Raw genomic sequence first — 21,539 nt, forward strand, 5'->3', positions numbered from 1 at the left:
CAGATGCGTCGCTACTTCCGGTCCTGCTGGAGGGTGGCCCACAGACCGTATCCGTGCATGGCCTGTACGTCGCGCTCCATCTCCTCGCGGGAGCCGGTGGAGACGACAGCGCGACCCTTGTGATGCACGTCCATCATCAGCTTCGTGGCCTTCTCCTTCGAGTACCCGAAGTAGGACTGGAACACATAGGTCACGTAACTCATCAAATTGACCGGGTCGTTATGGACGAGCGTGATCCATGGGACATCCGGCTCCGGGACGGCGAAGGTCTCTTCGTCCGATTCCGGGCGGGTGATCTCTGCGGGAGCCGTACTCACTTGTCCCATGCTGCCACCCGCAGGGGCCCCTCGCACAAATGGACTCAGGAAATCGTCAGAGTGACGAGATGCGGGGTAGCATCCTTCATATGAACACAGCGGACCTTGGGCTGCCGGTGGATGTTCCGTCGACCGCGCTCTTCACGGATCACTACGAGCTCACGATGCTGCAGGCCGCGCTGAAGGCCGGCACCGCCGACCGGCGCTCCGTCTTCGAGGTCTTCACGCGCAGACTGCCCGAGGGACGCCGCTACGGAGTGGTGGCCGGAACCGGCCGTGTCCTGGACGCCGTGGAGAACTTCCGCTTCGACGCCGACGTCATCGGCTTCCTGCGCGAGCGCCGTGTCGTCGACGAGGACACCCTCCAGTGGCTCTCCTCGTACCGCTTCAGCGGCGACATCTGGGGCTATCCGGAGGGCGAGGTCTACTTCCCGGGCTCGCCGATCCTGCGCGTCGAGGGCTCCTTCGCGGAGTGCGTGCTCCTGGAGACGGTGATCCTCTCCATCCTCAACCACGACTCGGCGATCGCGGCCGCCGCCTCCCGGATGGCCTCGGCCGCCGGTGAGCGCCCGCTGATCGAGATGGGCGCACGTCGCACGCACGAGCTGGCGGCCGTCGCCGCCTCGCGCGCCGCGTACGTCGGCGGCTTCACCACCACGTCCGACCTGGCCGCCGGTTTCCGCTACGACATCCCCACGGTCGGCACGTCCGCCCACGCCTTCACCCTCCTGCACGACAACGAACGCGACGCCTTCCAGGCCCAGGTCGACTCCCTGGGCCCCGGCACCACCCTGCTCGTCGACACGTACGACGTGACCGAGGCCGTCCGCACCGCCGTCGAGGTCGCGGGGCCCGAGCTGGGCGCCGTGCGCATCGACTCCGGTGACCTGCTCCTGGTCGCCCACCGGGTGCGCGACCAGCTGGACGAGCTCGGTGCGACCAAGACGAAGATCGTCGTCACCTCCGACCTCGACGAGTACGCCATCGCCTCGCTCGCGGCGGCGCCCGTGGACGCGTACGGAGTGGGCACGCAGCTCGTCACCGGGTCCGGGCACCCGACCTGCTCCATGGTCTACAAGCTGGTGGCCCGCGCCCACTCGGCGGACCCGCACGCCCGCCTGGAGCCGGTGGCCAAGAAGTCGCTCGGCGCCAAGTCGTCGGTGGGCGGCCGCAAGTGGGCCGCGCGGCGGCCCGACGAGCACGGGGTCGCCGAGGCCGAGGTGATCGGCACGGGCCCCGTACCGGTGGAGCTCGCCGACCACCAGCTCCTCGTCGAGCTGATCAAGGGCGGTGAGGTGGTGGCGCGCGAGCCGCTGGACACCGTGCGCGACCGGCACGCGGCGGCGCGGGAGCGGCTTCCCCTGTCGGCCACGCAGCTGTCCAAGGGCGAGGCCGTCATTCCGACGGAATACGTCTGATACCGATGGACGACACCTGGAGTGTGCGCCGGAGCGGAGAGCGGGCGTTCGAACGCCCTCTCCCGCATCGCGTTCGAAGTCTCTACGCTCGGTTCATCCGGCCGAGTCCCCCTCTCCCTCCTCAAACGTCTACGAGCCTTGCCGAGCCGAAGGACACCCGATGCGCCGCGCCTTGATCGTCGTCGATGTGCAGAACGACTTCTGCGAGGGCGGCAGCCTCGCGGTCGCCGGGGGATCCGACGTGGCCGCCGCGATCACCGAGCTGATCGGCCAGGCGCCGGCGGGCTACCGGCACGTGGTGGCCACCCGCGACCACCACATCGAGCCGGGCGACCACTTCTCCGACCGGCCGGACTACGCCCACTCCTGGCCGCCGCACTGCGTGGCGGGGACCGAGGGGATCGGCTTCCACCCGAACTTCGCGCCGGTCGTGGCGTCCGGGGCCATCGACGCGGTGTTCGACAAGGGGGCCTACTCGGCCGCGTACAGCGGGTTCGAGGGGGCCGACGAGAACGGCGTCTCGCTGGCCGACTGGCTGCGGGCCCGGAAGATCACCGAGGTGGACGTGGTGGGGCTCGCCACGGACCACTGCGTACGCGCGACCGCGCTCGACGCGGTGCGCGAGGGCTTCGCCACGACGGTCCTGCTGGACCTGACCGCGGGGGTCTCCGAGGAGACGACCGAGCGGGCGCTGGAGGAACTGACGACGGCCGGTGTGGAGCTGACGGGCAAGCCGGTGATCTAGCCCCGTAAGGGGCGCGGGGAACTGCGCGACAAGCCCCCACCGGGCCCGCAGGTCCCGTCACACCCCCGAAGGGCTGGCCTCCGGGTAACCGGGTCTCTGCCGCTTCAGGGCCCTGATGGGATGCCAAAGCTCAGCGGCAGCGTCCGGCGCCGTACGCCATATGAGCCCGTCCGGGTGATGCAGCACCGCCGTGATCTCGTCCGGCGTCGGCGGCTCCGCGTTGCCCCGCAGATAGACGGCTCGCAAGCCGAGGTTCCGCAGGCGTGTCAGCGCCCTCGCGCGGTTCACCGCGTGGACGATCATGCGGACATTGCCGCCACCCAGGGCAGGGTTCGGCAGCGTCAGGGCCACCACCACGCTGCCGTTCGGCAGCTTGCTGAAACCTCCTGCGGACATGGCTGGTCACACCCCCGTGAGACGACGCACGGAGCCCCTGGCCGGACCCCGTGTCAATAAGAAATCCACAGGACGCACCTAAACACGATCGGCCGCCGCCCGCTAGAGGGCGACGGCCGATCATGGCTTGACCTGCGAAAACGCTAACTACTTCGTCGAGGGACCCACCTGGACCGTGATCGAGGAGCCATCCTTCGGCTGCTTGATGATCTTGATCTGAGTGTTGGTGTCAGTGACCTTGACACTTCCCGTGGGGTTCTCCTTGTACCAGTAGGTGCCCTTGCGGTCGTCGAAGACCGGGACGCCCTTCTGGGACTTGATCTTCAGCGCGACGTCCGCGTTGTGGAGCGAGAACTTGTCGGTCGCGAACTTGCTGAAGGGCGCGTCGAACGGCTGGATCTTGTTCCGCAGGAGGGTGCCGTCCGCCCACTTCAGCGGCTTGGCGTGCGCATCCACCGGCAGGATCAGACCCTGGCCGGGGTGCGCGCTGGTGTTGTTGTCCTTCTGCGAGGTGTCCCACTGCCAGACCATCAGGCCGGTCTGGTACGCGTAGTGCTCCACCCAGTCCGGACGGGTCTTGGAGAAGCCGAAGTTGTACGGGCCGACCTTCAGGGTCTTGTCGTACGACACGTACTGCCGGTTCTCGGCGAGGTAGTACTGGTCGTAGTTCTTGGTGAAGGACTCGCCGATGCGCGAAAAGCCCTTCGCCGTCCAGCCGTTGTCGTCGCCCTCGGCGCCGTCCTCGAAGACCTTGGCGCCGTCCGCCGTCACGGCGAGCGCGTCGGCCGTGAAGCCCTTGCCGCCCGCGCCGCCGTCCGTCGAGTAACGGAAACGGACGTCGATCTTCTTGCCGGCGTACGCGTCGAGCGGGAACGCGAGCTTCTTGTACGCCCCGGACGCACCGGTCAACGCGGGCTTGTCACCGGCGTCGCGCGGGATGGCCTTGCCGTCCGCAGTGCCGTCCACCGGCGTCCAGTTGGCGCCGCCGTCCGTCGACACCTCGGTGTAGAGGTAGTCGTAGTTGGCCTCGATGTCCCACCAACCGTCAAGCGAGAGCGCGGCCTTGGACTTGCCGGTCAGGTCGACCGAGCGCGTCAGGGTGTTCTTGAGGTCGTCGCCCTGGTCGCTCCACCACTGCTTGGAGCCCTCGGTGGGCTTGGTGACCGTGGTGGTGACGGGCTTCTTCGGGAGGTCGACGACGAGCGCCTGGCGGTGGCGGGTGTTGTACTCCGCGACGCCCAGCTTGTGCTCGGACGTCGTCGCGGCCTTGGCCTTGGCGTAGTCGAGCCAGCCCAGCTGGAACTTGTCCCACGCGGTCATGTCGCCGGGCAGGTCACCGATGGCGTCCTTGCCGGTGCCGAGCCAGGAACCGGCCGACATCAGCGACCAGAAGCCGACCGAGTTCTCACCCTTGCCCGTGGTGTCGTACAGGTCGGGCAGGCCGAGGTCGTGGCCGTACTCGTGGGCGAAGACGCCGAGGCCGCCGTTCTCCGGCTGCATCGTGTAGTCGCCGACCCAGATGCCCGAGTCGCCGATCTGCGTGCCGCCGGCCTTGTTGTCCGAGGGGCCGGTGCTGCCCGCGTCGTTTCCGTACGCGTACCAGCGGTGCGCCCAGAGGGCGTTGGTGCCCTCGGCGCCGCCGCCGGCCGACTCGTCCTCGCCCGCGTGAACGATCTGGAAGTGGTCGATGTACCCGTCGGGCTCGTTGAAGTTGCCGTCGCCGTCGAAGTCGTAGCGGTCCCAGAGGTCGTACTTGGCGAGGTCCGCCTTGATCTGGGCGTCCGTGCGGCCCTGGGCCTTCTGGTCCTTGGTCCAGGCGGTGACGCCGTCCTTCACCGCGTCCCAGACGTTGGCGCAGTTGGTGTCGCCGCAGTAATTGGAGCCGTACCGTGCCTCGTTGTAGTCGACCTTGACCCAGTCGGAGACCTCTCCGTCGACCGAGTAGCGGCCGGAGGAGGTCTTCTCGTAGTAGGTCTTCAGGGAGTGCTTGGTCTTGCCCTTGGCGTCCTTGCCCTCACCGAAGTAGAGGTCCTGGAAGTGCTTCTGGTTGTAGTCCTTCTGCCAGGCCGTGCTGTTGTCCTTCGCACGGTCCGGCTCGGCTATTTTGTTGTGCGCCGGGCCGGGCTTGCCACCGTACTTCTTGACCGGCGCCTCGGGGCCGTCCGGACCGTCGGGGTCGTACATGGTGGTGTCGTCCACCTTGTCCCCGAACTCGACCAGGATCGTGAAGATCTTGTCGGTCTTCTCCCGGCCCAGCTCGACGTACTTCTTGTCGTCGAGCTTCACGACCTGGGAGCCGCCGCGCTTCTGGACCTTGGCGTCGCCCTCGATGACCTGCTGCAGGGCGGCCTTGCGCTGCTGGGCCTGCTCCTTGCTGAAGGGCCCTTCGAGGTCGTGGTCGACCTGCGCTTTGGTCCTGCTCGGGTCCTGCCGGTCAATGGCTGGAGCTCCGGTCGACCCACTGTCCTCGTCCGCCGATGCGGTGGCTGCCGAGAACGTGGCGGCTGCCGCGGCCATCGCCACGGCAGCCGCGGTGGCTCTGAACGTCCGTCTTCTGACTGTCACTTGATGCTGTCCTCCCCCGCGTCCGCGCGAAGGCGGGCCGAGGTCCCGGTCGGAGGAGGTCCGCGCGCGATACGCGTCACAAGTGACGACATTCGACCGGAGATGCGGGAGAAAAGACAGACCTTGACTTGAACAGGCCAAGTGCACTATGCAGGCCCGGAGATCCGCTATCCGGACACGCCCCGGACGCGTACGCCCGCCCGCCGGCATGGTCAACAGGCGCGTCCCACCGTCCACTTGATGGACGCCATGAACCCGTGCGCCCCCTGTGCTGCCGCACCGTGGGTTAGGTCACGCTTACCGCCCGTTCCCGTCGGGCATGCAGCGGAATAGAGTCAATCGACGGTGCGCTACAGCGCGAGGCGGCAGATCTCAAGTCGCCGCAGCCGAGCACCCTTTGATTCGTATTACAGCTTCACATTGGGCTCGACCACCCCCGCATCCGCTGTCCCGAGGACGGATTACGCCATGCCTCGTCCCATGCCGCTGCCTCGTCCGACCCCCGCCCAGATGACCTACGGCACGCTGACCGTCGTCTTCTCGACGCTCGCCATGCTGCTGCTCTCCCAGACGAGTTCGGGCATCGGGGTCGCGGTGATAACCGCGGCCGCGCTCGTCCTCGGATTACTGGTGGCGATGACGGTTCCCCAACCGAAACCCGCGGCCTCACCGGCCGCACGCCACGCTCCCTCCGCCAGGGCCACCGACGAACGCGTCCCGGTCCAGCGTGCCCCCGCTCCCGTACTGGCCGAATCCGTACGCGAGCCGGCGGGCCCGTAAGGATCACGAGCCCGCCGGAACTGCCGCTTTTGCCGCCGCCACGGCGGTCTCCCGTGGTCAGCCGGTGCTGACCACCACCGTCTTGGCCGCCTTGTCGTGCAGGCCCTGCTTGTAGGGCTTGTCGAAGAAGCTCCAGCCGCCGCAGATCGCTGTCCAGATGCAGGCACAGCAGAACGCGAACGGCAGCCAGAGGACGGCCGCGCGGACGAGCGCGGTCTGCAGGGTGGGGGTCGCCCCGTCGTTGAGGTTCGCGACCCTCAGCCCCAGCCACTTCTTGCCCAGGGTCTGCCCTGTCCTGGAGATCATGAAGCTGTCGTACGCGATGTAGAGCACGGCGGCGAGCAGCGACTGCCCGAAGCTCTTCCCGTACTCGACCTTGTCCGGGTCGACGTCGAACTCGCTCGTGCCGAAGCCCCAGGAGAGCAGCCAGACGACGATGCCGACGAGGATCATGTCGAGGAGGCGGGCGAGCACGCGTTTGCCGCTGTCCGCCAGGGGTGGCATGCCGGCGAGAGGGTCGTTCCCACCGCCGTAGGGGCCTCCGGCTCCGCCTCCGCCGTAGGGGTCCCCGCCTCCGCCGTACGGCGGGGGTGGCGGGGGTGCGTCGTACGGGGAGCCGCCGCTGCCCTGCGGGGGCTGCGGGGGCTGCTTCCTGAAGGGGTCGTTGTCGTCGGGGGGCGGCGGGTATTGCGGCGGTTCGGTACTCATGGGCCGAGTGGACCGCGAGTGCGCCGGGGGCGCATCCGGCGAGCGGCTGTCTGGGTTAAGACGGCACCTGGGGCTCCGCCCCAGACCCCGTACAAGATGGCCTCAAACGCCGGCCGGGCTGGAACTATCCAGAGGCCCAGGGGCCAGAACTAGCCCGCCACAAACGTTCCCGCAGCCTTGTCGTGCCAGCACTGGCGCCACGGGCGGTCGAACACACACCACACCACCCCGACGACTCCCACCACCAGAACCCCCGGCAGCGCATAGACGAGCCACCGCTTCAACGCCGCCCCGAACGACGGCGTCTCGTGCTCCTCCATGTCCCGCACCTGAAGCCCAAGCACCCTCTTCCCCAGCGTCCGCCCCCACTTGGCCGTGGGCAGCACCTCGTAGAGGACGCCGAAGAGGAGCAGGACGCCCAGGACCATTCCCAGGTATCCCGCGGTGGTGCCGTCGAGCAGCCACACGGTGACCTTCTCGCCGGACATCTTCGCCGCGTCGATCTTGCTGTCGACGTGGTCGGCGGCCTTCGTGCCGAGCGGCAGCGCCGCGGCGCCGGTCACGACGGCCAGGACGACCGTGTCGATGAGCCGCGCCGCGAACCGCTTGCCGAGCCCCGCGGGCCGCCCCGCCGCCTGGTTCTGCGCCATCGCGAGGAACGGGTCGCTGGCCACCGGCTTCCACGGCACGACCGGCGGCTGCTGCTGTCCGTCCCCCTCGGCGAGCTGGTGCACCTGCTGCGCCCACGAGGGCGAGCCGCCACCGGGCCCCGAGGTCACGGGCGAGGCCGCGCCACCCGGCGCACCGCCCTGCTGCGGGACGGTGGGCTGAACGGGGGCAGGCGCGGGCGCAGGTGCCGGCGCGGGCGCGGCTGCCTGCGGGGGTACGGCGGCCTGCGGAGGCGCCGGAGTCTGCGCCGCCGCGCCGGAGGACTTCGGGCGCAGCGCCCGGATCGCCATGGTGCCTTCGGTGGCGGGCGGGGCCGCGGCGGGCCGCACCGGACCCGCGGGCCTGCGGAACGTCACGGTGCCCTCCGTCGAGGGCTGCTCCTGCTTCGGCGGCGTACCCGACCCACCCGGCTTGATCGCACGGATCTGCACCGTGCCGGGCCCGTTCCCCTCCGGAGGAGGAGACGAAGGAGAGGAGGAGGCGGGAGAGCTCTCCGCCGGGGTCGACCCGCTCGGCACCCGCGGGTCCACGGCCCCCGAAGCTCCCGGAGCGCTCCCCTGCTCGGGCCCGCCCCAGGAGATCCGCCGCTCCTGCTCGCCACTGAGCCCCGTCTGCCGAGCGGCGTCCGCCTGCCACGCGGAGGCGGGCTCGGGCCTCGCCCCGTGCTGCGAGGCGTCGGCATCGACCGCGCCGCCCGCCGGTTCGGCCGCCGACAGGGGGTCCTCGTCGAAGAAGTGCGGCCCGGTCTCCTCCGCGGGCGCGGGCGCCGCCGCTCCCGCCCCCGGAGGCGCGGGGAGCGATTCACCGTCGGTCGGGGCGGGACGGCTGGTCCCGGGCACCCAGGCCGCGCCGTTCCAGTACCGGACATATCCGGGAATGGACGGATCGGGGTAGTAGCCTTCGCGGGGCCTGTCGTCGCCTGGGGCCGGAGTTGGGGCGCTCATGTCCGTCGTCCCGTATCTGCTCGGGGGTCTTTTTGGAGGCTCCACATCTATCAGACCTCCGCGTCCCCCTGTGCGTCTCCTGCCCTACAGACCACTTTCCGGGCACAGTTCAACCACGTATCAACCGCGTACGGAAAAAGTTTCCGGAACCCGCGTAATGCTCCGCGCCCACCGCGCTCTCTCCTTGCACGGGCCCGCTCCAGGGCCCCGTACGAGGAAGGAAAAGCACCGACATGCACACCGTGGTGGAACGCGAGCTTGAGCTCAAACTCGTCCTCTCTCCGGAACGCGCCATCCCCGTCCCGGCCCGCCTCACCTACCGCACCGACGATCCCTACGCCGTCCACATCGCCTTTCACATCGGCTCCGAGCACCCCGTGAACTGGACGTTCGCCCGCGAGCTTCTGGTCGAGGGGGTGTTCAGGCCCTGCGGGCACGGCGACGTCCGGGTCTGGCCGACCAAGGTCGAGGGGCGCAGCGTCGTTCTGATGGCGCTGAGTTCACCCGACGGTGACGCTCTCCTGGAGGCGCCGGCGCCCGCCGTGTCCGCCTGGCTCGAGCGCACGCTGCGGGTGGTCCCTCCGGGCTCTGAGGCTGAGCGGCTCGGCATCGACGACGGCCTCGCCGAGCTGCTCACGCCGACCACGGGCCGCGCCGACGAGCTGTGGCTGCGCGACCCCTGGCCCTCTGACGAGTCCAAGGACGGTGAGTGAACTCCGCCGCCACGGGGGCGAGAGCGGAGCCGCACGGCACCAGGAATCAGAACAGCTTGCCGGGATTGAGGAGGGAGAGCGGGTCGAACGCCGCCTTGATGGCGCGCTGCATCTCCACGCCCACCGGGCCGAGTTCGCGCGCCAGCCAGTCCTTCTTGAGGACGCCCACGCCGTGCTCGCCGGTGATGGTGCCGCCGAGTTCGAGGCCAAGGGCCATGATCTCGTCGAAGGACTCGCGGGCGCGGCGGCCCTCGTCGGCGTCCGCCGCGTCGAAGCAGACGGTGGGGTGCGTGTTGCCGTCGCCCGCGTGCGCGCAGACCCCGATCGTGAGGCTGTACTTATCGGCGATGCGGTCGACGCCTTCAAGCATGTCGGCGAGCTTCGAGCGCGGCACGCACACGTCGTCGATCATCGTCGTGCCCTTGACGGCTTCGAGCGCGGTGAGTGACAACCGCCGTGCCTGGAGCAGCAGTTCGGACTCCGCCGCGTCCTCGGCCGGGACCACCTGGGTGGCGCCCGCGGCCTCGCAGAGCGCACCGACGGCCGCGAGGTCCGCGGCGGGGTCCGAGGTGTCGAAGGCCGCGAGGAGCAGCGCTTCGGTGCTCTCCGGGAGGCCCATGTTGGCCAGCGCGTTCACGGCCCTGATGGTCGTACGGTCCATCAGTTCAAGGAGTGAGGGGACGTGCCCGCCCTCCATGATCTTGCATACGGCGTCGCAGGCGGCCTGCGCGGAGCTGAACTCGGCGGCCAGGGCCAGCTGTTGGGGCGGCTGCGGCTTCAGGGCGAGGGTCGCGCGGACGACGATGCCGAGGCTGCCCTCGGAGCCGACGAAGAGGCGTGTGAGGTCGTAGCCGGCGACGCCCTTGGCCGTGCGCCGTCCGGTGCTCATGAGCCGTCCGTCGGCGAGCACGACGTCGAGGCCGAGCACGTACTCCGCCGTCACCCCGTACTTCACGCAGCACAGACCGCCCGATGCCGTGCCGATGTTCCCACCGATGGTGCAGGTCTCCCAACTGGACGGGTCCGGTGGGTAGTAGAGACCGTGTTCGTTCACCGCGCGGGAGAGCGCGGCGTTGACGACACCCGGCTCGACGACCGCGATCCTGTCGACGGGGCTGATCTCCAGGATGCGGTCCATCTTGACCAGGGACAGCACGATGCAGCCCTCGCTGGCGTTCGCGCCGCCCGAGAGGCCCGTGCGGGCGCCCTGCGGGACCACCGGGACGCGCAGCTCTGTCGCCGTGCGCATGACGTGCTGGACCTGCTCGACGGTACGTGGCAGGACCACGACGGCCGGGGTGCCGGCTTCACAGAAGCTGGCCATGTCGTTCGCGTACGAGGACGTGATGTCGGGGTCCGTGAGGACGGCGTCGGCCGGGAGGGCCTCGCGACCGACACAGAGGCGTTCGATGAGTGTGCGGCTCATGATCACAGCCTCGCACCCGGGGCCATCGGTGTGAACCCGTGTGCGACGCCCGTCCGTGTGCCGGGATGTGCTCTTCGTATTGACGCACAGTGAGCGCCATGGAGATCGAGACCGGGTCCGAGTCCGTGACCCAGAAGGACGCGAAGGACGCGACGGGCCAGCGTCTGCCGTCCGCGCCCGCCATCTGGAGCGAGTCGCCGCGGCGGAGCTCGCGCCGCTCCCCCTCCGTGCGGCGGGCCCTCGCCGTCTCCGTCGCCGGGTGCGTGGTGCTCGGCGGCGCGGTGGTGCTGCTGCGGCTCGACACGGGCGGGAAGGGCGCGCCGCCCGCCCTGGGGCCGGCCGGGCGGGCGATGGCGGCGGCGGGTGCCGGGGCTCCGGCGGCGCTGCCCGACCTCACCGTGCTGATCGGGGAGCGGGAGGCGCATCTGCGGAAGCATCCCGGGGACGACGAGTCGTGGGCGGTGCTCGGGGCCGCCTACGTCGAGCGGGGACTTCGCACCGCGGACTCCGCGTACTACCCCAAGGCGGAGCAGGCTCTGCGTACGTCTCTCAAGACCCGCCCGGTGGGGAACGCGCAGGCGCTCACGGGCATGGCGACGCTCGCGAACGCGCGGCACGACTTCCGCGGGGCGAAGAGGTGGGCCGAGAGCGCGGTGAAGCTGACGCCGAAGCGGTGGTCGGCGTATCCCGCGCTGATCGACGCGTACAGCGGTCTGGGTGACGCGAAGGGCGTGGAGAAGGCCCTGGAGACGCTCCGGGAGCTGAACTCGGACGCCCCCGCCGTGATGGCGCGGTCCGGACAGGTCTACCGGGACCGCGGCTGGCGCGAGGACGCCGCCTCGAAGCTGATGGACGCGGCGGCGCTGGCGGAGGGGCCCGCGGAGAAGGCGGTGTGCCTGTACCGGGTGGGCGAGCTGGCGTGGGAGCGGGGCGAGCCGGCGGAGGCCCTCCGCTACTACGAGGCGGCCCTGGTCTCGGACCCCGACCACCACCCTTCCCTGGCCGGAAAGGGCCGCGCGCTGGCTGCCCTGGGCCGTACGTCGGAGGCGCTGCGCTCCTACCAGAGCGCGCTGGTCAGACAACCCGCACCGGAGTACGCCCTGGCGCTCGGCGAGTTGTACGAGTCGCTGAAGCTGGCCCCGGCCGCCCGGGCTCAGTACGACGTGCTGCGGGCCCGGGTGAAGCAGGAGGGGGTCAACGGCGTCAACGACGAACGGATCCTTGGCCTGTACGAGGCGGACCACGGGGACGCGGAGGCGGCGGTGGTCCGGCTCCGTGCGGAGTTCAAGCGGCACGGGAGTCCGGAGGTGGCGGATGCGCTGGGCTGGGCGTTGCATCGGGCCGGTGAGAGTGAGGAGGGCCTGAAGTTCGCGACGCGGGCGACGGACAAGGGGCCGCGGGTCGCTGTGTTCGCGTACCACCGGGGGGAGATCGAGCGGTCTCTGGAGCGGTACGGGGCGGCTCGCCGGCACATCCGCGAGGCGCTCCTGATCAACCCCTACTTCTCGCCGCTGCTGGCTCCTGCGGCGCGGGAAGCGATGGAATCCCTGGGGGAGCCTCCGAAGGGTGGGCCGGAGCAGATGTACGCTCCGCCCGGCGAGCGGCCGGCGCCGCTGCCCTCCCCCAGCCCCAAGCCCTCCCCCACCAAACCCTCCGCCCAGAGCTGAGCCCGCCCGAGCCGATCCACGCCCCGGCTGCGCCTGCGCCTGCGGGCCGCCGCCACCCTGCCCCGGCGCTCCGCGCCGGATCTCTCCCACCCACCCACCCGATCACCCCGCAGCACGGGGGCACGGGGCGCGGGTCGGCCCGCCGGGACGCGAACAACCGGATGGGTGGGAAACCACGGCCCAAACGGCCCGGCGCTGCGCGCCGGATCTCTCCCGCCCACCCACCCGATCACCCCGCAGCACGGGGGGGCACGGGGGGCGGGTCGGCCCGCCCCGCCGGAACACGGATAGCCGGGTGAGCGGGCACCCACGGAACAGACAGCCCGGCGCTCCGCGCCGGATTACCCCCGCCCACCCACCCGATCACCCCGCAGGGCAATCGGGTGGGTGGGCGGGAAAGACCCGGCGCGCAGCGCCGGAACAGGGCAGCCACCCACCCGCCGCAAGCAAGCGACGAGACCCCCCGGCCACAACCACACCGCGGGTGGGTGGGGAGCATCCGCCCGCCCCACCCCGCCCCAGGCGAGTTACACCTCCGCCGTGCCGATCAGCGCGTTGCGGGTGATCAGGTCGGTCAGGGCCGCCTCCGGGAGACCACTCGTGGAGGGAGGGCGCCGGGGCAGGACCATGTAGCGGGTCTCCGCGCTGGAGTCCCAGACCGTGATCTCCGTCCCCACCGGCACATCGAAGCCGAACTCCGCCAGCACCGCCCTCGGTTCACGCACCACCCGCGACCGGTACGCCTCGCTCTTGTACCAGCTGGGCGACGGCCCGAGCAGCCGTACCGGATAGCAGGAGCACAGCGTGCAGACGATGACGTTGTGCACGCGGGCGGTGTTCTCCACCACCCGGAGGCGTTGAGGCTGGACGCCGCCCGCCGCGTAACCCAGCTCCGCCACCGCCGACGTACCGTCCTCAAGGAGCCGCTCCTTGAACGCCGGGTCCGTCCACGCCCGCGCCACCACCCGCGCCCCGTTCAGCGGGGACGACCCCGCGAGGAACGCGTCCAGGGCCTCGTCCAGAGCCGCCCCGGCCACAATCTCCCGCTCCTCCAACAGCGCTTCCAGCTGCCGCACTTGACGGGAGATCAGCGCATCCGAATGCGTACCGGACATCAGTCGCCCTCCGGTTCCGGTTCCGGTTCCAAGTAGCTTTCCCACAAGTCCAGCACCACCCCGTGCTCCCCCTCACCCCACAGCTCCCGCGCCGCGAACCGCACCGCGTACACCTGCTCCACGGGCGCGTCCCCCCGCCCCTGCGCGCGGGCGTCCGCCAGCGCATGCCGCCCCTCCGGCTCGATCACCACGCCCCGCTTGCCCCGGGCGTACCGCGGCAGGCGGGTGTGGTGGGGCGGGTCGTGGTGGACGGTGCGGACCTCCGAGCCCGCGGCAAAACGGTCAGGCATCCAGCTCACCCGCCAGTTCGTCCACCGTCACCACGCCCTTGCGCACCAACAGCACCCGGATCGCATGGAACCACCGCTCGTAGTACGAAGCCGCCAGGTACTCCCCCGGCGGCATCGTCTCTACGGCGTCCCTGAACTCGTCCAGGTTGTAGACGCCTTCACGCACCAGCGCACTGTTGAGCGCGAACACCCGCGCCTCCCAGTCCGCGTGGAAGGGCTCCGTGTCGTCGGTGGTGTCGATGGGCCCGAAGCCCGTCATCCCGCCGACGTCGTTGATCCTGGCCATGCCCGCACTCTAGAGGCCTGCACTACAGATTGCCGCGCTTCTCCTGCTCCCGCTCGATCGCCTCGAACAGCGCCTTGAAGTTGCCCTTGCCGAAGCCCATCGAGCCGTGCCGCTCGATCATCTCGAAGAAGACCGTCGGGCGGTCCTGGACCGGCTTGGTGAAGATCTGGAGCAGGTAGCCGTCCTCGTCGCGGTCGACCAGGATCTTCAGCTCGCGCAGGGTGTCGACCGGGACGCGCGTCTCGCCCGCCCACTCGCCCAGCGTGTCGTAGTACGAGTCCGGGGTGTCGAGGAACTGGACCCCGGCCGCGCGCATGGTGCGTACGGACTCCACGATGTCGTTCGTGGCGAGGGCGATGTGCTGGACGCCCGCGCCGCCGTAGAACTCGAGGTACTCGTCGATCTGGGACTTCTTCTTGGCGATGGCGGGCTCGTTGATCGGGAACTTCACCTTCAGAGTCCCGTCGGCCACCACCTTCGACATCAGCGCGCTGTACTCCGTCGCGATGTCGTCGCCCACGAACTCCTTCATGTTCGTGAAGCCCATGACCTTGTTGTAGAAGGCGACCCACTCGTTCATCTTGCCGAGCTCGACGTTGCCCACGCAGTGGTCGATCGCCTGGAAGGTGCGCTTGGCGGGCGGCTCGACCATCGGGGACACGGCCTTGAAACCGGGCAGGTAGGGGCCGTCGTAGCCGCTGCGGTCGACGAGCGTGTGGCGGGTCTTGCCGTACGTCGCGATGGCGGCGAGGACGACCGTGCCGTTCTCGTCCTTGACCTCGTACGGCTCGGTGAGGCCGCGGGCGCCGTGCTCGACGGCGTACGCGTACGCGGCGCGCGCGTCCGGCACCTCGATGGCGAGGTCGACGACGCCGTCGCCGTGCTCGGCGACGTGGCCCTCGATGAAGTGGCCCCAGTCCGTGGAGGCCTTGATGACGGAGGTGAGCACGAAGCGGGCCCCGCCGTTCGTGAGGACGTACGAGGCGGTCTCGCGGCTGCCCGTCTCCGGGCCCGCGTACGCCACGAGTTTCATGCCGAAGGCCGTGGAGTAGTAGTGGGCCGCCTGCTTGGCGTTGCCCACGGCGAAGACGACCGCGTCCATTCCCTTGACCGGGAAGGGGTCTGCCTCACGCGCGGTGTGGGGGGTGCCAGAGGGGGCCGTCGTGTGCTGGGTGTTCGCGGTAGCTGCCATGTCCGCAGGCTCCCGCCGTATCGCAAGGTGCGCAATAGTTTGCGTATTCAGTGGGCAATCTGCATAGCAGAGGGCCGGGAACAGCTGGCTATCTGTACATGATGACCACCTCGGAAGCGGAGATGAGCGCACCATGACGATCGATCATCTGGACGGCAGGCTCATCGTGCTGCTCGCCCGCGAGCCCCGCATCGGCGTCCTGGAGGCGTCCCGCCGCCTAGGCGTCGCGCGCGGGACCGTACAGGCCCGGATGGACCGCCTTCAGTCGAACGGAGTCATCCGCGGCTTCGGCCCGGAGGTCGACCCGGCGGCCCTGGGCTACCCCGTCACGGCCTTCGCCACGCTGGAGATCAAACAGGGTCAGGGCGCCGACGTACGGGCACATTTGGCGACCGTCGCCGAGGTGCTCGAACTGCACACCATCACCGGCCACGGAGACATGCTCTGCCGTCTCGTGGCCCGTTCGAACGCGGATCTCCAACGTGTGATCGACCGGGTGGTGGGTTTTGATGGCATCGTCCGGGCCTCCACGGCGATCGTCATGGAGAACCCTGTTCCGCTGCGGATCATCCCGCTTGTCGAACAGGCGTCAGAGGACACCTGACGCGGGTAGATACAACTGCGAACAGCCGCACGACGTACACAGCACGAACTACCCAGCACGAACTACGCAGCACGACGTACGCAGCACGCGGGCAACGGGAGACTCCCGTCGCCGTCTGAACCGCGCCTGGGCAGGTGAGCAGTTCAGTGAACTTCTGGGACTACCTCGGCAACCGCCACCAGCAGTTGCTGACGGACGCGTACCAGCACGCCAGCGCAGTCTTCCAGTGCATGGTCGTGGCGACCGTCATCGGAGTACTGATCGGCGTCGTCACGTACCGCAGCGAGTGGGCGGGCAATCTCGCCACGACCGCGACCTCCACCATCCTGACCATCCCGTCGCTCGCCATGATCGGTCTGCTGATCCCCGTCGTCGGCCTCGGTGTCGCCCCGACGGTCATCGCCCTGACCCTCTACGGCCTGCTCCCCATCGTGCGCAACGCCATCGTCGGCCTGCGCGGCGTCGATCCCTCGCTGGTCGACGCGGCGAAGGGCATCGGGATGTCGCGTGCCGCACGCCTGATGAAGGTGGAGCTCCCGATCGCCTGGCCGCCGATCCTGACCGGCATCCGCGTCTCCACGCAGATGCTGATGGGCATCGCGGCCATCGCCGCGTACGCGTCGGGCCCCGGCCTCGGCAACGAGATCTTCCGCGGCATCGGCTCGCTCGGCAGCAAGAACGCGCTCAACCAGGTGCTCGCGGGCACGCTCGGGATCATCGTCCTGGCCCTGCTCTTCGACGCCGCGTACGTCCTGATCGGCCGCCTGACCATTTCGAGGGGTATCCGTGTCTGAGACCACCGCGACTTCCACCGACGGGGCGACGGCCGAGGACGCGGCGGCCCCGAGCTCCCCCACGGGCGCGACGATCGAGCTGGAACACCTCACCAAACGGTACGCGGGCAGCGGCGACCCCGCGGTGGACAGCGTCAGCATGGAGATCAAGGCAGGCGAGATCGTCATCCTGGTCGGCCCGTCCGGGTGCGGGAAGTCGACCACGCTGAAGATGATCAACCGGCTCATCGAGCCGACGAGCGGCCGCATCCGCATCGGCGGCGAGGACGTCACCGAGATGGACCCGGTGAAGCTGCGCCGCAGGATCGGCTACGCGATCCAGTCGTCCGGGCTCTTCCCGCACATGACGGTCGCCCAGAACATCGCCATCGTGCCGAGGATGATCGGCTGGGGAAAGTCGAAGATCAAGAACCGGGTCGAGGAGATGCTCGACCTCGTCGGGCTCGACCCGGCCGAGTTCCACGGCCGCTATCCGCGCCAGCTCTCCGGCGGCCAGCAGCAACGCGTCGGCGTGGCACGGGCGTTGGCGGCCGATCCGCCCGTCCTCCTGATGGACGAGCCGTTCGGCGCGGTCGACCCGATCACCCGCGACCACCTCCAGGACGAGCTGATCCGGCTCCAGCACGAGCTGCACAAGACGATCGTCTTCGTCACGCACGACTTCGACGAGGCCATCAAGCTCGGCGACCGGATCGCGGTCCTGCGGGAGCGTTCGCACATCGCGCAGTTCGACACCCCGGAAGCCATCCTCACGAACCCCGCCGACGACTTCGTCTCCGGTTTCGTGGGCGCGGGCGCGGCCCTCAAGCGGCTCAACCTCACCCGCGTACGCGACGTGGAGATCGCCGACTTCGCGACGGTGACCGTCGACGACCCGCTCCAGGACATCTTCGACAAGCTGCGGGAAAGCGGCACGAACGAACTGCTGCTCCTCGACAAACGCGGCCGCCCCTACAAGTGGCTGCGGCGCGGCGACCTGATGCGCGCCAGGGGCTCGCTGGCCCGCGCGGGCACCCTCGTCCACGACACGGTCACCCGTGACGCCACCCTGCGCGACGCGCTCGAAGCGGTCCTGACGGACAACGCGGGGCGGGTCGCGGTCACCGGGCGGCGCGGCGAGTACACCGGCGTGGTGGACATGGAGACGCTGATGAACTCCGTCCACGAAATGCTGGAGGCCGACCGGCTCGACGCGGTGGAGCACCAGCACGAACTCCAGGAGCAGCGGGCCGAGTTGACCCACCACGAGCAGGAAGGCCCCGGAGGGGAGGCGAAGGCGTGAAAGGCATCCCCGGGAGCAACCCCCGGATCCCCGACCACACACCGGCCCCCGACGACGGGCCCGGCCCACGGCCCGAGGGCGAGCACGACGTCAAGGGCCATCACTTCCGCGACACGGGCGAGGCCGAGCCGGAGCCCCCGGCCCCGGCGGCGGCCACAGACCGGGCACGGCGGATCGGCTGGCAGAAGCTCACCATCCTGCCCGCGTTCCTCATCGTCGTCCTGGTGCTGACCTGGTGGTGGTTCGAGCAGGCCGACCTGGACTCGATCTCCAAGAACGCCCTGGCGGACGGCAATGTCTGGCTCAGGCTCCGCCAGCACATCCAACTGACGGTGATCTCCACCTTCTTCGTGCTGATCATCGCGATCCCGCTGGGCATCCTGCTGACCCGCAAGAAGCTCCGCAAGGCCGCGCCCGGCGCGATGGCCCTGGCCAACATCGGCCAGGCGACGCCGGCGATCGGCCTCCTCGCCCTCCTGGTGATCTGGATCGGCATCGGCGAGAAGGCGGCCCTGATCGGCATCATCATCTACGCCGTCCTGCCGGTCCTCTCCAACACGATCGCGGGCCTGAACGCCAATGACCCGACCCTCCTGGAGGCGGCGCGCGGCATCGGCATGTCGGCGTGGGGAGTCCTCGGCAAGGTCGAACTCCCGCTTGCGGTGCCGCTGATCCTGGCGGGTGTACGCACCGCGCTCGTCCTGAACGTCGGCACGGCGACGCTCGCCACCTTCGGCGGTGGTGGCGGGCTCGGTGACCTCATCACCACCGGGATCACCAACCAGCGGATGCCGGTGCTCATGCTCGGCTCGATCCTGACGATCGCGCTCGCGCTCCTGGTGGACTGGCTGGCCTCGCTGGCCGAACTGACCTTGCGTCCGCGTGGGTTGGAGGCCGGGTCATGAGGGTTACGTTGCGTACGGCGGCCGTGGGTGTAGTGGGCTGCGCCCTGCTCGTGAGCTGCGGCCTGACCAGCGGCAGCCCGATGGTGGACGACGTCAAGCCGGGCACGATCGGCAAGGGGGAGCCGCTGAAGGGCGCCGATCTCACCGTCACGTCCAAGGAGTTCACCGAGCAGCTCATCCTCGGCGCGATCATGGGCATCGCCTTCGAGGCGGCCGGCGCGGATGTCCTGGACCGGACGGGCATCCAGGGCTCGATCGGCGCACGCGAGGCCGTCAAGGGCGGTGACGCGGACGCCATGTACGAGTACACGGGCACCGCCTGGATCACGTACCTCGGCAACTCCGAGCCCATCGACGACCCGCAGAAGCAGTGGGAGGCGGTGCGCAAGGCTGACGCGAAGAACGGCGTCACCTGGCTGCCGCCCGCCGAGCTCAACAACACCTACGCCCTGGCGATCAACCGGAAGAACGAGGCCAAGTACAAGCCGAAGACCCTCTCGGACGTGGCGACCTTGTCGAAGAAGGACCCGGGTGCGGTCACGCTGTGCGTGGAGAGCGAGTTCTCCTCGCGTGAGGACGGCCTTCCGGGCATGCAGAAGGAGTACGGGATGAAGATCCCCAACTCCAACATCACCAAGATGGACACCGGGATCATCTACACCCAGGTCTCCAAGGGGTCGTGCACGTTCGGCGAGGTCTTCACCACCGACGGCCGCATCAAGGCGATGGACCTGGCGGTGATGGAGGACGACAAGCACTTCTTCCCGAACTACAACGCCGCCCCGGAGATCAACAGCAAGGCGCTCGACGAGCACCCGGAGATGGCGGAGGTCCTTGCCCCCATCACGAAGAAGCTGAACAACAAGGTGGCCCAGGAGCTGAACTCCAAGGTGGATGTGGAGGGTCAGGATCCGCATGAGGTGGCGCTGGACTGGCTGGTGCAGGAGGGGTTCGTGAAGGAGGGGTAGCGGGCCGGGCACGGCTCGTCGGCCGCCGGGAAGTTACAAAGACTCCGCTGCAAAGAAGGGGTTGCAACGGAGTCTTTGCATGCCTACGGTGAGGACATGACGGACGGCACGACAGATCCCGAGAGCCGCAAGATCCACACCCTCACCCCGCACTCCCTGCGAGGCCTGGCCCATCCCCTGCGCATCCAGCTGCTCACCTCACTGCGGAAGGAGGGCCCGGCCACCGCCTCCCAACTGGCCGCCCGCCTGGGCGAGTCCAGCGGCGCGACGAGTTACCACCTGCGCCAGCTCGCCGCGCACGGCTTCGTCGAGGACGCGCCGGGGCGGGGCAAGGGGCGGGAGCGGTGGTGGCAGTCGACGCACCAGGGGACGCGACTGGACGAGGCGCTGATGAACGACCCGGACCCGACGGTGCGCGGTGCCGTCAGCGTCTACCTCCACGAGGTCGCGACGTTCCACGCCGCAGAGCTCTCCACCTGGATCGGTACGCAGCACGATTGGCCGCAGGAGTGGTCGGACAGCTCGGACATCAGCGACTACACACTGCGCCTCACGCCCGAGATCACCGCCGAACTGAACGGCAAGATCAACGAACTCATCGAGAGCTACCGGGCATCGGCGGTCGACGAGAGCACTCCGGGTTCCGCCAAGGTGCGCCTGCACACCCATGTCTTCCCCACGCACTACACGGAGTGAGAGGCCTCAGCCATGCATCCCGACATACACCTGCTGCTGCACCACACCCACGCCGCCGAACTCCACCGACCGGCACCCTTACAGAAGCGCCGCCCCCACCTTCGTACTCAACTGGGCTGGACCATGGTCGAGTTAGGCCTCCGCCTGGTCAGCAGCTCGGGACCTTCCCGCCCCGGTCCAGGGAACGCAGCGCGTCGACCGTGCCCTTCAGTGTCGTGACCGGGATCAGCTGAAGCCCCTTCGGCAGCTCCGCCTCGGCGTCCGAGCACTCCGCCTTCGGGACCAGGAAGACACTCGCGCCGTCACGCTTCGCGGCCTGCGTCTTCATCGAGACACCGCCGACCGGGCCGACCTTGCCGTCGTCGGAGATCGTTCCGGTACCCGCGATCTTCCGGCCGCCCGTCAGGTCCCCGCCGCTGCCGTTGCCGTCGATCATGTCGATGATGCCGAGCGAGAGGAAGAGGCCCGCGCTGGGGCCTCCGATCTTGCCGAGGTCGACCTTCACCTTCACCTTGTCCGTGCCGTCGACGCCGCTCGCGTCGAGGTAGGAGAGCGCGGCCCGCGTGGCCGTGTCCTGCGACTTCTTCATGTCGCCGAGGTTGTGCTTCTCGACTTCCTTGACGTTGTCGCCGGTGGGGTACACCGAGTCCTTGGGCATCACGGAACGGTCCGTACGGAACCAGCCGTCCACCACGTCGCCCAGGCTCGCGTCCACGTCGGGCCCCGTGGCCACGATCGTCGTCATCCGCAGCTGCCCCTCCGTCTCGCGGGTGGGCGCTCCGGTGATCGTGATGACCGGCTTGCCCTCGCTCTCGCCGAGTACGTTCGCCGTCGACCCCGGCTGGGCCACGGCGAACGGCAACGGCGCGAGGCCGACGACGGCGAGCAGGGCGACCACGGGGGCGGCACAGACGGCGAGGGCCTTGGGGCGCGTGAGGCTGGAGAGGGAGAACACGGGTTCAATCTAACGTGCGAGGGAATGGATCAGCCCGTCCGGCGTTTGAGGACGAACTCGGCGAAGCCGGTGACCGACGGCGCCCAGGAGAAGCGGCTCGCCCA

At 69.4% G+C, this 21,539-nt stretch carries 22 protein-coding genes; 11 read left to right on the forward strand and 11 right to left on the reverse strand.

The window, feature by feature from the left end; all coding sequences use genetic code 11:
* Window positions 1-11: 11 nt before the first annotated feature.
* The gene (gene clpS, locus ACWGI2_RS14715; protein WP_160505277.1) at window positions 12-326 is read right to left on the reverse strand and encodes an ATP-dependent Clp protease adapter ClpS; all 315 of its coding nucleotides are present in this window, start codon (window positions 324-326) and stop codon (window positions 12-14) included.
* Between the two features lie 80 nt (window positions 327-406).
* Here clpS and ACWGI2_RS14720 point away from each other — a divergent pair, with 80 nt between their 5' ends.
* Together ACWGI2_RS14720 and ACWGI2_RS14725 are read left to right on the forward strand one after the other, a co-directional pair.
* Window positions 407-1,735 (forward strand): nicotinate phosphoribosyltransferase, encoded by a 1,329-nt coding sequence (locus ACWGI2_RS14720; protein ID WP_453695581.1) that lies wholly within the window; start codon window positions 407-409, stop codon window positions 1,733-1,735.
* A gap of 160 nt (window positions 1,736-1,895) precedes the next feature.
* Entirely contained in the window at window positions 1,896-2,480 is a 585-nt protein-coding gene (locus ACWGI2_RS14725; protein ID WP_453395768.1) for a nicotinamidase, read from the forward strand.
* 57 nt (window positions 2,481-2,537) lie between these two features.
* Here ACWGI2_RS14725 and ACWGI2_RS14730 read toward each other — a convergent pair whose 3' ends face one another.
* Window positions 2,538-2,876 carry a hypothetical protein gene (locus ACWGI2_RS14730; protein ID WP_453395769.1) on the reverse strand — a complete coding sequence of 113 codons (339 nt, stop codon included), beginning with the start codon at window positions 2,874-2,876 and terminating at the stop codon, window positions 2,538-2,540.
* Between the two features lie 147 nt (window positions 2,877-3,023).
* Window positions 3,024-5,441 (reverse strand): immune inhibitor A domain-containing protein, encoded by a 2,418-nt coding sequence (locus ACWGI2_RS14735; RefSeq protein WP_453695583.1) that lies wholly within the window; start codon window positions 5,439-5,441, stop codon window positions 3,024-3,026.
* A 486-nt stretch (window positions 5,442-5,927) separates the two neighbouring features.
* Between ACWGI2_RS14735 and ACWGI2_RS14740 the strand changes: the two genes are divergently transcribed.
* The gene (locus ACWGI2_RS14740) at window positions 5,928-6,221 is read left to right on the forward strand and encodes a hypothetical protein (RefSeq protein ID WP_453395927.1); all 294 of its coding nucleotides are present in this window, start codon (window positions 5,928-5,930) and stop codon (window positions 6,219-6,221) included.
* A gap of 57 nt (window positions 6,222-6,278) precedes the next feature.
* Here the strand turns inward: ACWGI2_RS14740 and ACWGI2_RS14745 are convergent, their stop codons facing one another.
* Window positions 6,279-6,929, reverse strand: a complete 651-nt coding sequence (locus ACWGI2_RS14745) for an RDD family protein (RefSeq protein WP_453395771.1) — start codon at window positions 6,927-6,929, stop codon at window positions 6,279-6,281.
* 149 nt (window positions 6,930-7,078) lie between these two features.
* A complete protein-coding gene (locus tag ACWGI2_RS14750) occupies window positions 7,079-8,542 on the reverse strand; it encodes an RDD family protein (RefSeq protein ID WP_453695585.1) in 1,464 nt (487 codons plus the stop codon).
* Window positions 8,543-8,775: 233 nt separating this feature from the next.
* On the opposite strand from ACWGI2_RS14750, the gene ACWGI2_RS14755 reads away from it, so the two are divergent.
* Window positions 8,776-9,255, forward strand: a complete 480-nt coding sequence (locus tag ACWGI2_RS14755; RefSeq protein WP_409057942.1) for an SsgA family sporulation/cell division regulator — start codon at window positions 8,776-8,778, stop codon at window positions 9,253-9,255.
* A 46-nt stretch (window positions 9,256-9,301) separates the two neighbouring features.
* Here ACWGI2_RS14755 and ACWGI2_RS14760 read toward each other — a convergent pair whose 3' ends face one another.
* A complete protein-coding gene (locus ACWGI2_RS14760) occupies window positions 9,302-10,681 on the reverse strand; it encodes an FAD-binding oxidoreductase (protein WP_453395773.1) in 1,380 nt (459 codons plus the stop codon).
* Window positions 10,682-10,779: 98 nt separating this feature from the next.
* Between ACWGI2_RS14760 and ACWGI2_RS14765 the strand changes: the two genes are divergently transcribed.
* A complete protein-coding gene (locus ACWGI2_RS14765; protein ID WP_453695586.1) occupies window positions 10,780-12,348 on the forward strand; it encodes a tetratricopeptide repeat protein in 1,569 nt (522 codons plus the stop codon).
* A 527-nt stretch (window positions 12,349-12,875) separates the two neighbouring features.
* On the opposite strand, the gene nthA is transcribed toward ACWGI2_RS14765, so the two are convergent.
* The 4 genes from nthA to hppD are packed head-to-tail and all read right to left on the reverse strand — an operon-like array spanning window position 12,876 to window position 15,231.
* Window positions 12,876-13,463, reverse strand: a complete 588-nt coding sequence (gene nthA / locus ACWGI2_RS14770; protein WP_453695587.1) for a nitrile hydratase subunit alpha — start codon at window positions 13,461-13,463, stop codon at window positions 12,876-12,878.
* Window positions 13,463-13,753, reverse strand: a complete 291-nt coding sequence (locus tag ACWGI2_RS14775; RefSeq protein WP_453395776.1) for an SH3-like domain-containing protein — start codon at window positions 13,751-13,753, stop codon at window positions 13,463-13,465. Before ACWGI2_RS14775 ends, nthA begins: the two co-directional genes overlap by 1 nt.
* Window positions 13,746-14,039, reverse strand: coding sequence for a hypothetical protein (locus ACWGI2_RS14780; RefSeq protein WP_453395777.1), 294 nt, complete (start codon window positions 14,037-14,039; stop codon window positions 13,746-13,748). The genes ACWGI2_RS14775 and ACWGI2_RS14780 overlap by 8 nt, the downstream gene beginning before the upstream one ends.
* Window positions 14,040-14,061: 22 nt before the next feature.
* The gene (gene hppD, locus ACWGI2_RS14785) at window positions 14,062-15,231 is read right to left on the reverse strand and encodes a 4-hydroxyphenylpyruvate dioxygenase (protein WP_453395778.1); all 1,170 of its coding nucleotides are present in this window, start codon (window positions 15,229-15,231) and stop codon (window positions 14,062-14,064) included.
* A gap of 133 nt (window positions 15,232-15,364) precedes the next feature.
* Here hppD and ACWGI2_RS14790 point away from each other — a divergent pair, with 133 nt between their 5' ends.
* From ACWGI2_RS14790 to ACWGI2_RS14815, 6 genes are all read left to right on the forward strand, one after another.
* Window positions 15,365-15,835 (forward strand): Lrp/AsnC family transcriptional regulator, encoded by a 471-nt coding sequence (locus ACWGI2_RS14790; RefSeq protein ID WP_160505290.1) that lies wholly within the window; start codon window positions 15,365-15,367, stop codon window positions 15,833-15,835.
* 146 nt (window positions 15,836-15,981) lie between these two features.
* Window positions 15,982-16,629, forward strand: a complete 648-nt coding sequence (locus tag ACWGI2_RS14795) for an ABC transporter permease subunit (RefSeq protein WP_160510291.1) — start codon at window positions 15,982-15,984, stop codon at window positions 16,627-16,629.
* Window positions 16,630-16,702: 73 nt separating this feature from the next.
* Window positions 16,703-17,911, forward strand: a complete 1,209-nt coding sequence (locus ACWGI2_RS14800) for a betaine/proline/choline family ABC transporter ATP-binding protein (RefSeq protein ID WP_453395928.1) — start codon at window positions 16,703-16,705, stop codon at window positions 17,909-17,911.
* Window positions 17,912-17,916: 5 nt separating this feature from the next.
* Window positions 17,917-18,816, forward strand: a complete 900-nt coding sequence (locus ACWGI2_RS14805) for an ABC transporter permease (protein WP_453695771.1) — start codon at window positions 17,917-17,919, stop codon at window positions 18,814-18,816.
* Window positions 18,813-19,784, forward strand: coding sequence for a glycine betaine ABC transporter substrate-binding protein (locus ACWGI2_RS14810; protein WP_453695589.1), 972 nt, complete (start codon window positions 18,813-18,815; stop codon window positions 19,782-19,784). Before ACWGI2_RS14805 ends, ACWGI2_RS14810 begins: the two co-directional genes overlap by 4 nt.
* A gap of 96 nt (window positions 19,785-19,880) precedes the next feature.
* Window positions 19,881-20,480: an ArsR/SmtB family transcription factor gene (locus ACWGI2_RS14815; RefSeq protein WP_453695591.1), complete on the forward strand. Its 600-nt coding sequence runs from the start codon at window positions 19,881-19,883 to the stop codon at window positions 20,478-20,480.
* A gap of 148 nt (window positions 20,481-20,628) precedes the next feature.
* On the opposite strand, the gene ACWGI2_RS14820 is transcribed toward ACWGI2_RS14815, so the two are convergent.
* Entirely contained in the window at window positions 20,629-21,435 is an 807-nt protein-coding gene (locus tag ACWGI2_RS14820; RefSeq protein ID WP_453695593.1) for a S16 family serine protease, read from the reverse strand.
* Window positions 21,436-21,539 lie beyond the last annotated feature (104 nt).

This window comes from Streptomyces sp. NPDC054866, assembly GCF_053610745.1.

Excerpts from the sequence above, each read along its gene's own strand:
- clpS (WP_160505277.1), bottom strand. The coding sequence starts at position 326 with ATGGGACAAGTGAGTACGGCTCCCGCAGAGATCACCCGCCCGGAATCG.
- ACWGI2_RS14720 (WP_453695581.1), top strand. The coding sequence starts at position 407 with ATGAACACAGCGGACCTTGGGCTGCCGGTGGATGTTCCGTCGACCGCG.
- ACWGI2_RS14725 (WP_453395768.1), top strand. The coding sequence starts at position 1,896 with ATGCGCCGCGCCTTGATCGTCGTCGATGTGCAGAACGACTTCTGCGAG.
- ACWGI2_RS14730 (WP_453395769.1), bottom strand. The coding sequence starts at position 2,876 with ATGTCCGCAGGAGGTTTCAGCAAGCTGCCGAACGGCAGCGTGGTGGTG.
- ACWGI2_RS14745 (WP_453395771.1), bottom strand. The coding sequence starts at position 6,929 with ATGAGTACCGAACCGCCGCAATACCCGCCGCCCCCCGACGACAACGAC.
- ACWGI2_RS14750 (WP_453695585.1), bottom strand. The coding sequence starts at position 8,542 with ATGAGCGCCCCAACTCCGGCCCCAGGCGACGACAGGCCCCGCGAAGGC.
- ACWGI2_RS14755 (WP_409057942.1), top strand. The coding sequence starts at position 8,776 with ATGCACACCGTGGTGGAACGCGAGCTTGAGCTCAAACTCGTCCTCTCT.
- ACWGI2_RS14760 (WP_453395773.1), bottom strand. The coding sequence starts at position 10,681 with ATGAGCCGCACACTCATCGAACGCCTCTGTGTCGGTCGCGAGGCCCTC.
- ACWGI2_RS14765 (WP_453695586.1), top strand. The coding sequence starts at position 10,780 with ATGGAGATCGAGACCGGGTCCGAGTCCGTGACCCAGAAGGACGCGAAG.
- nthA (WP_453695587.1), bottom strand. The coding sequence starts at position 13,463 with ATGTCCGGTACGCATTCGGATGCGCTGATCTCCCGTCAAGTGCGGCAG.
- ACWGI2_RS14775 (WP_453395776.1), bottom strand. The coding sequence starts at position 13,753 with ATGCCTGACCGTTTTGCCGCGGGCTCGGAGGTCCGCACCGTCCACCAC.
- ACWGI2_RS14780 (WP_453395777.1), bottom strand. The coding sequence starts at position 14,039 with ATGGCCAGGATCAACGACGTCGGCGGGATGACGGGCTTCGGGCCCATC.
- hppD (WP_453395778.1), bottom strand. The coding sequence starts at position 15,231 with ATGGCAGCTACCGCGAACACCCAGCACACGACGGCCCCCTCTGGCACC.
- ACWGI2_RS14790 (WP_160505290.1), top strand. The coding sequence starts at position 15,365 with ATGACGATCGATCATCTGGACGGCAGGCTCATCGTGCTGCTCGCCCGC.
- ACWGI2_RS14810 (WP_453695589.1), top strand. The coding sequence starts at position 18,813 with ATGAGGGTTACGTTGCGTACGGCGGCCGTGGGTGTAGTGGGCTGCGCC.
- ACWGI2_RS14815 (WP_453695591.1), top strand. The coding sequence starts at position 19,881 with ATGACGGACGGCACGACAGATCCCGAGAGCCGCAAGATCCACACCCTC.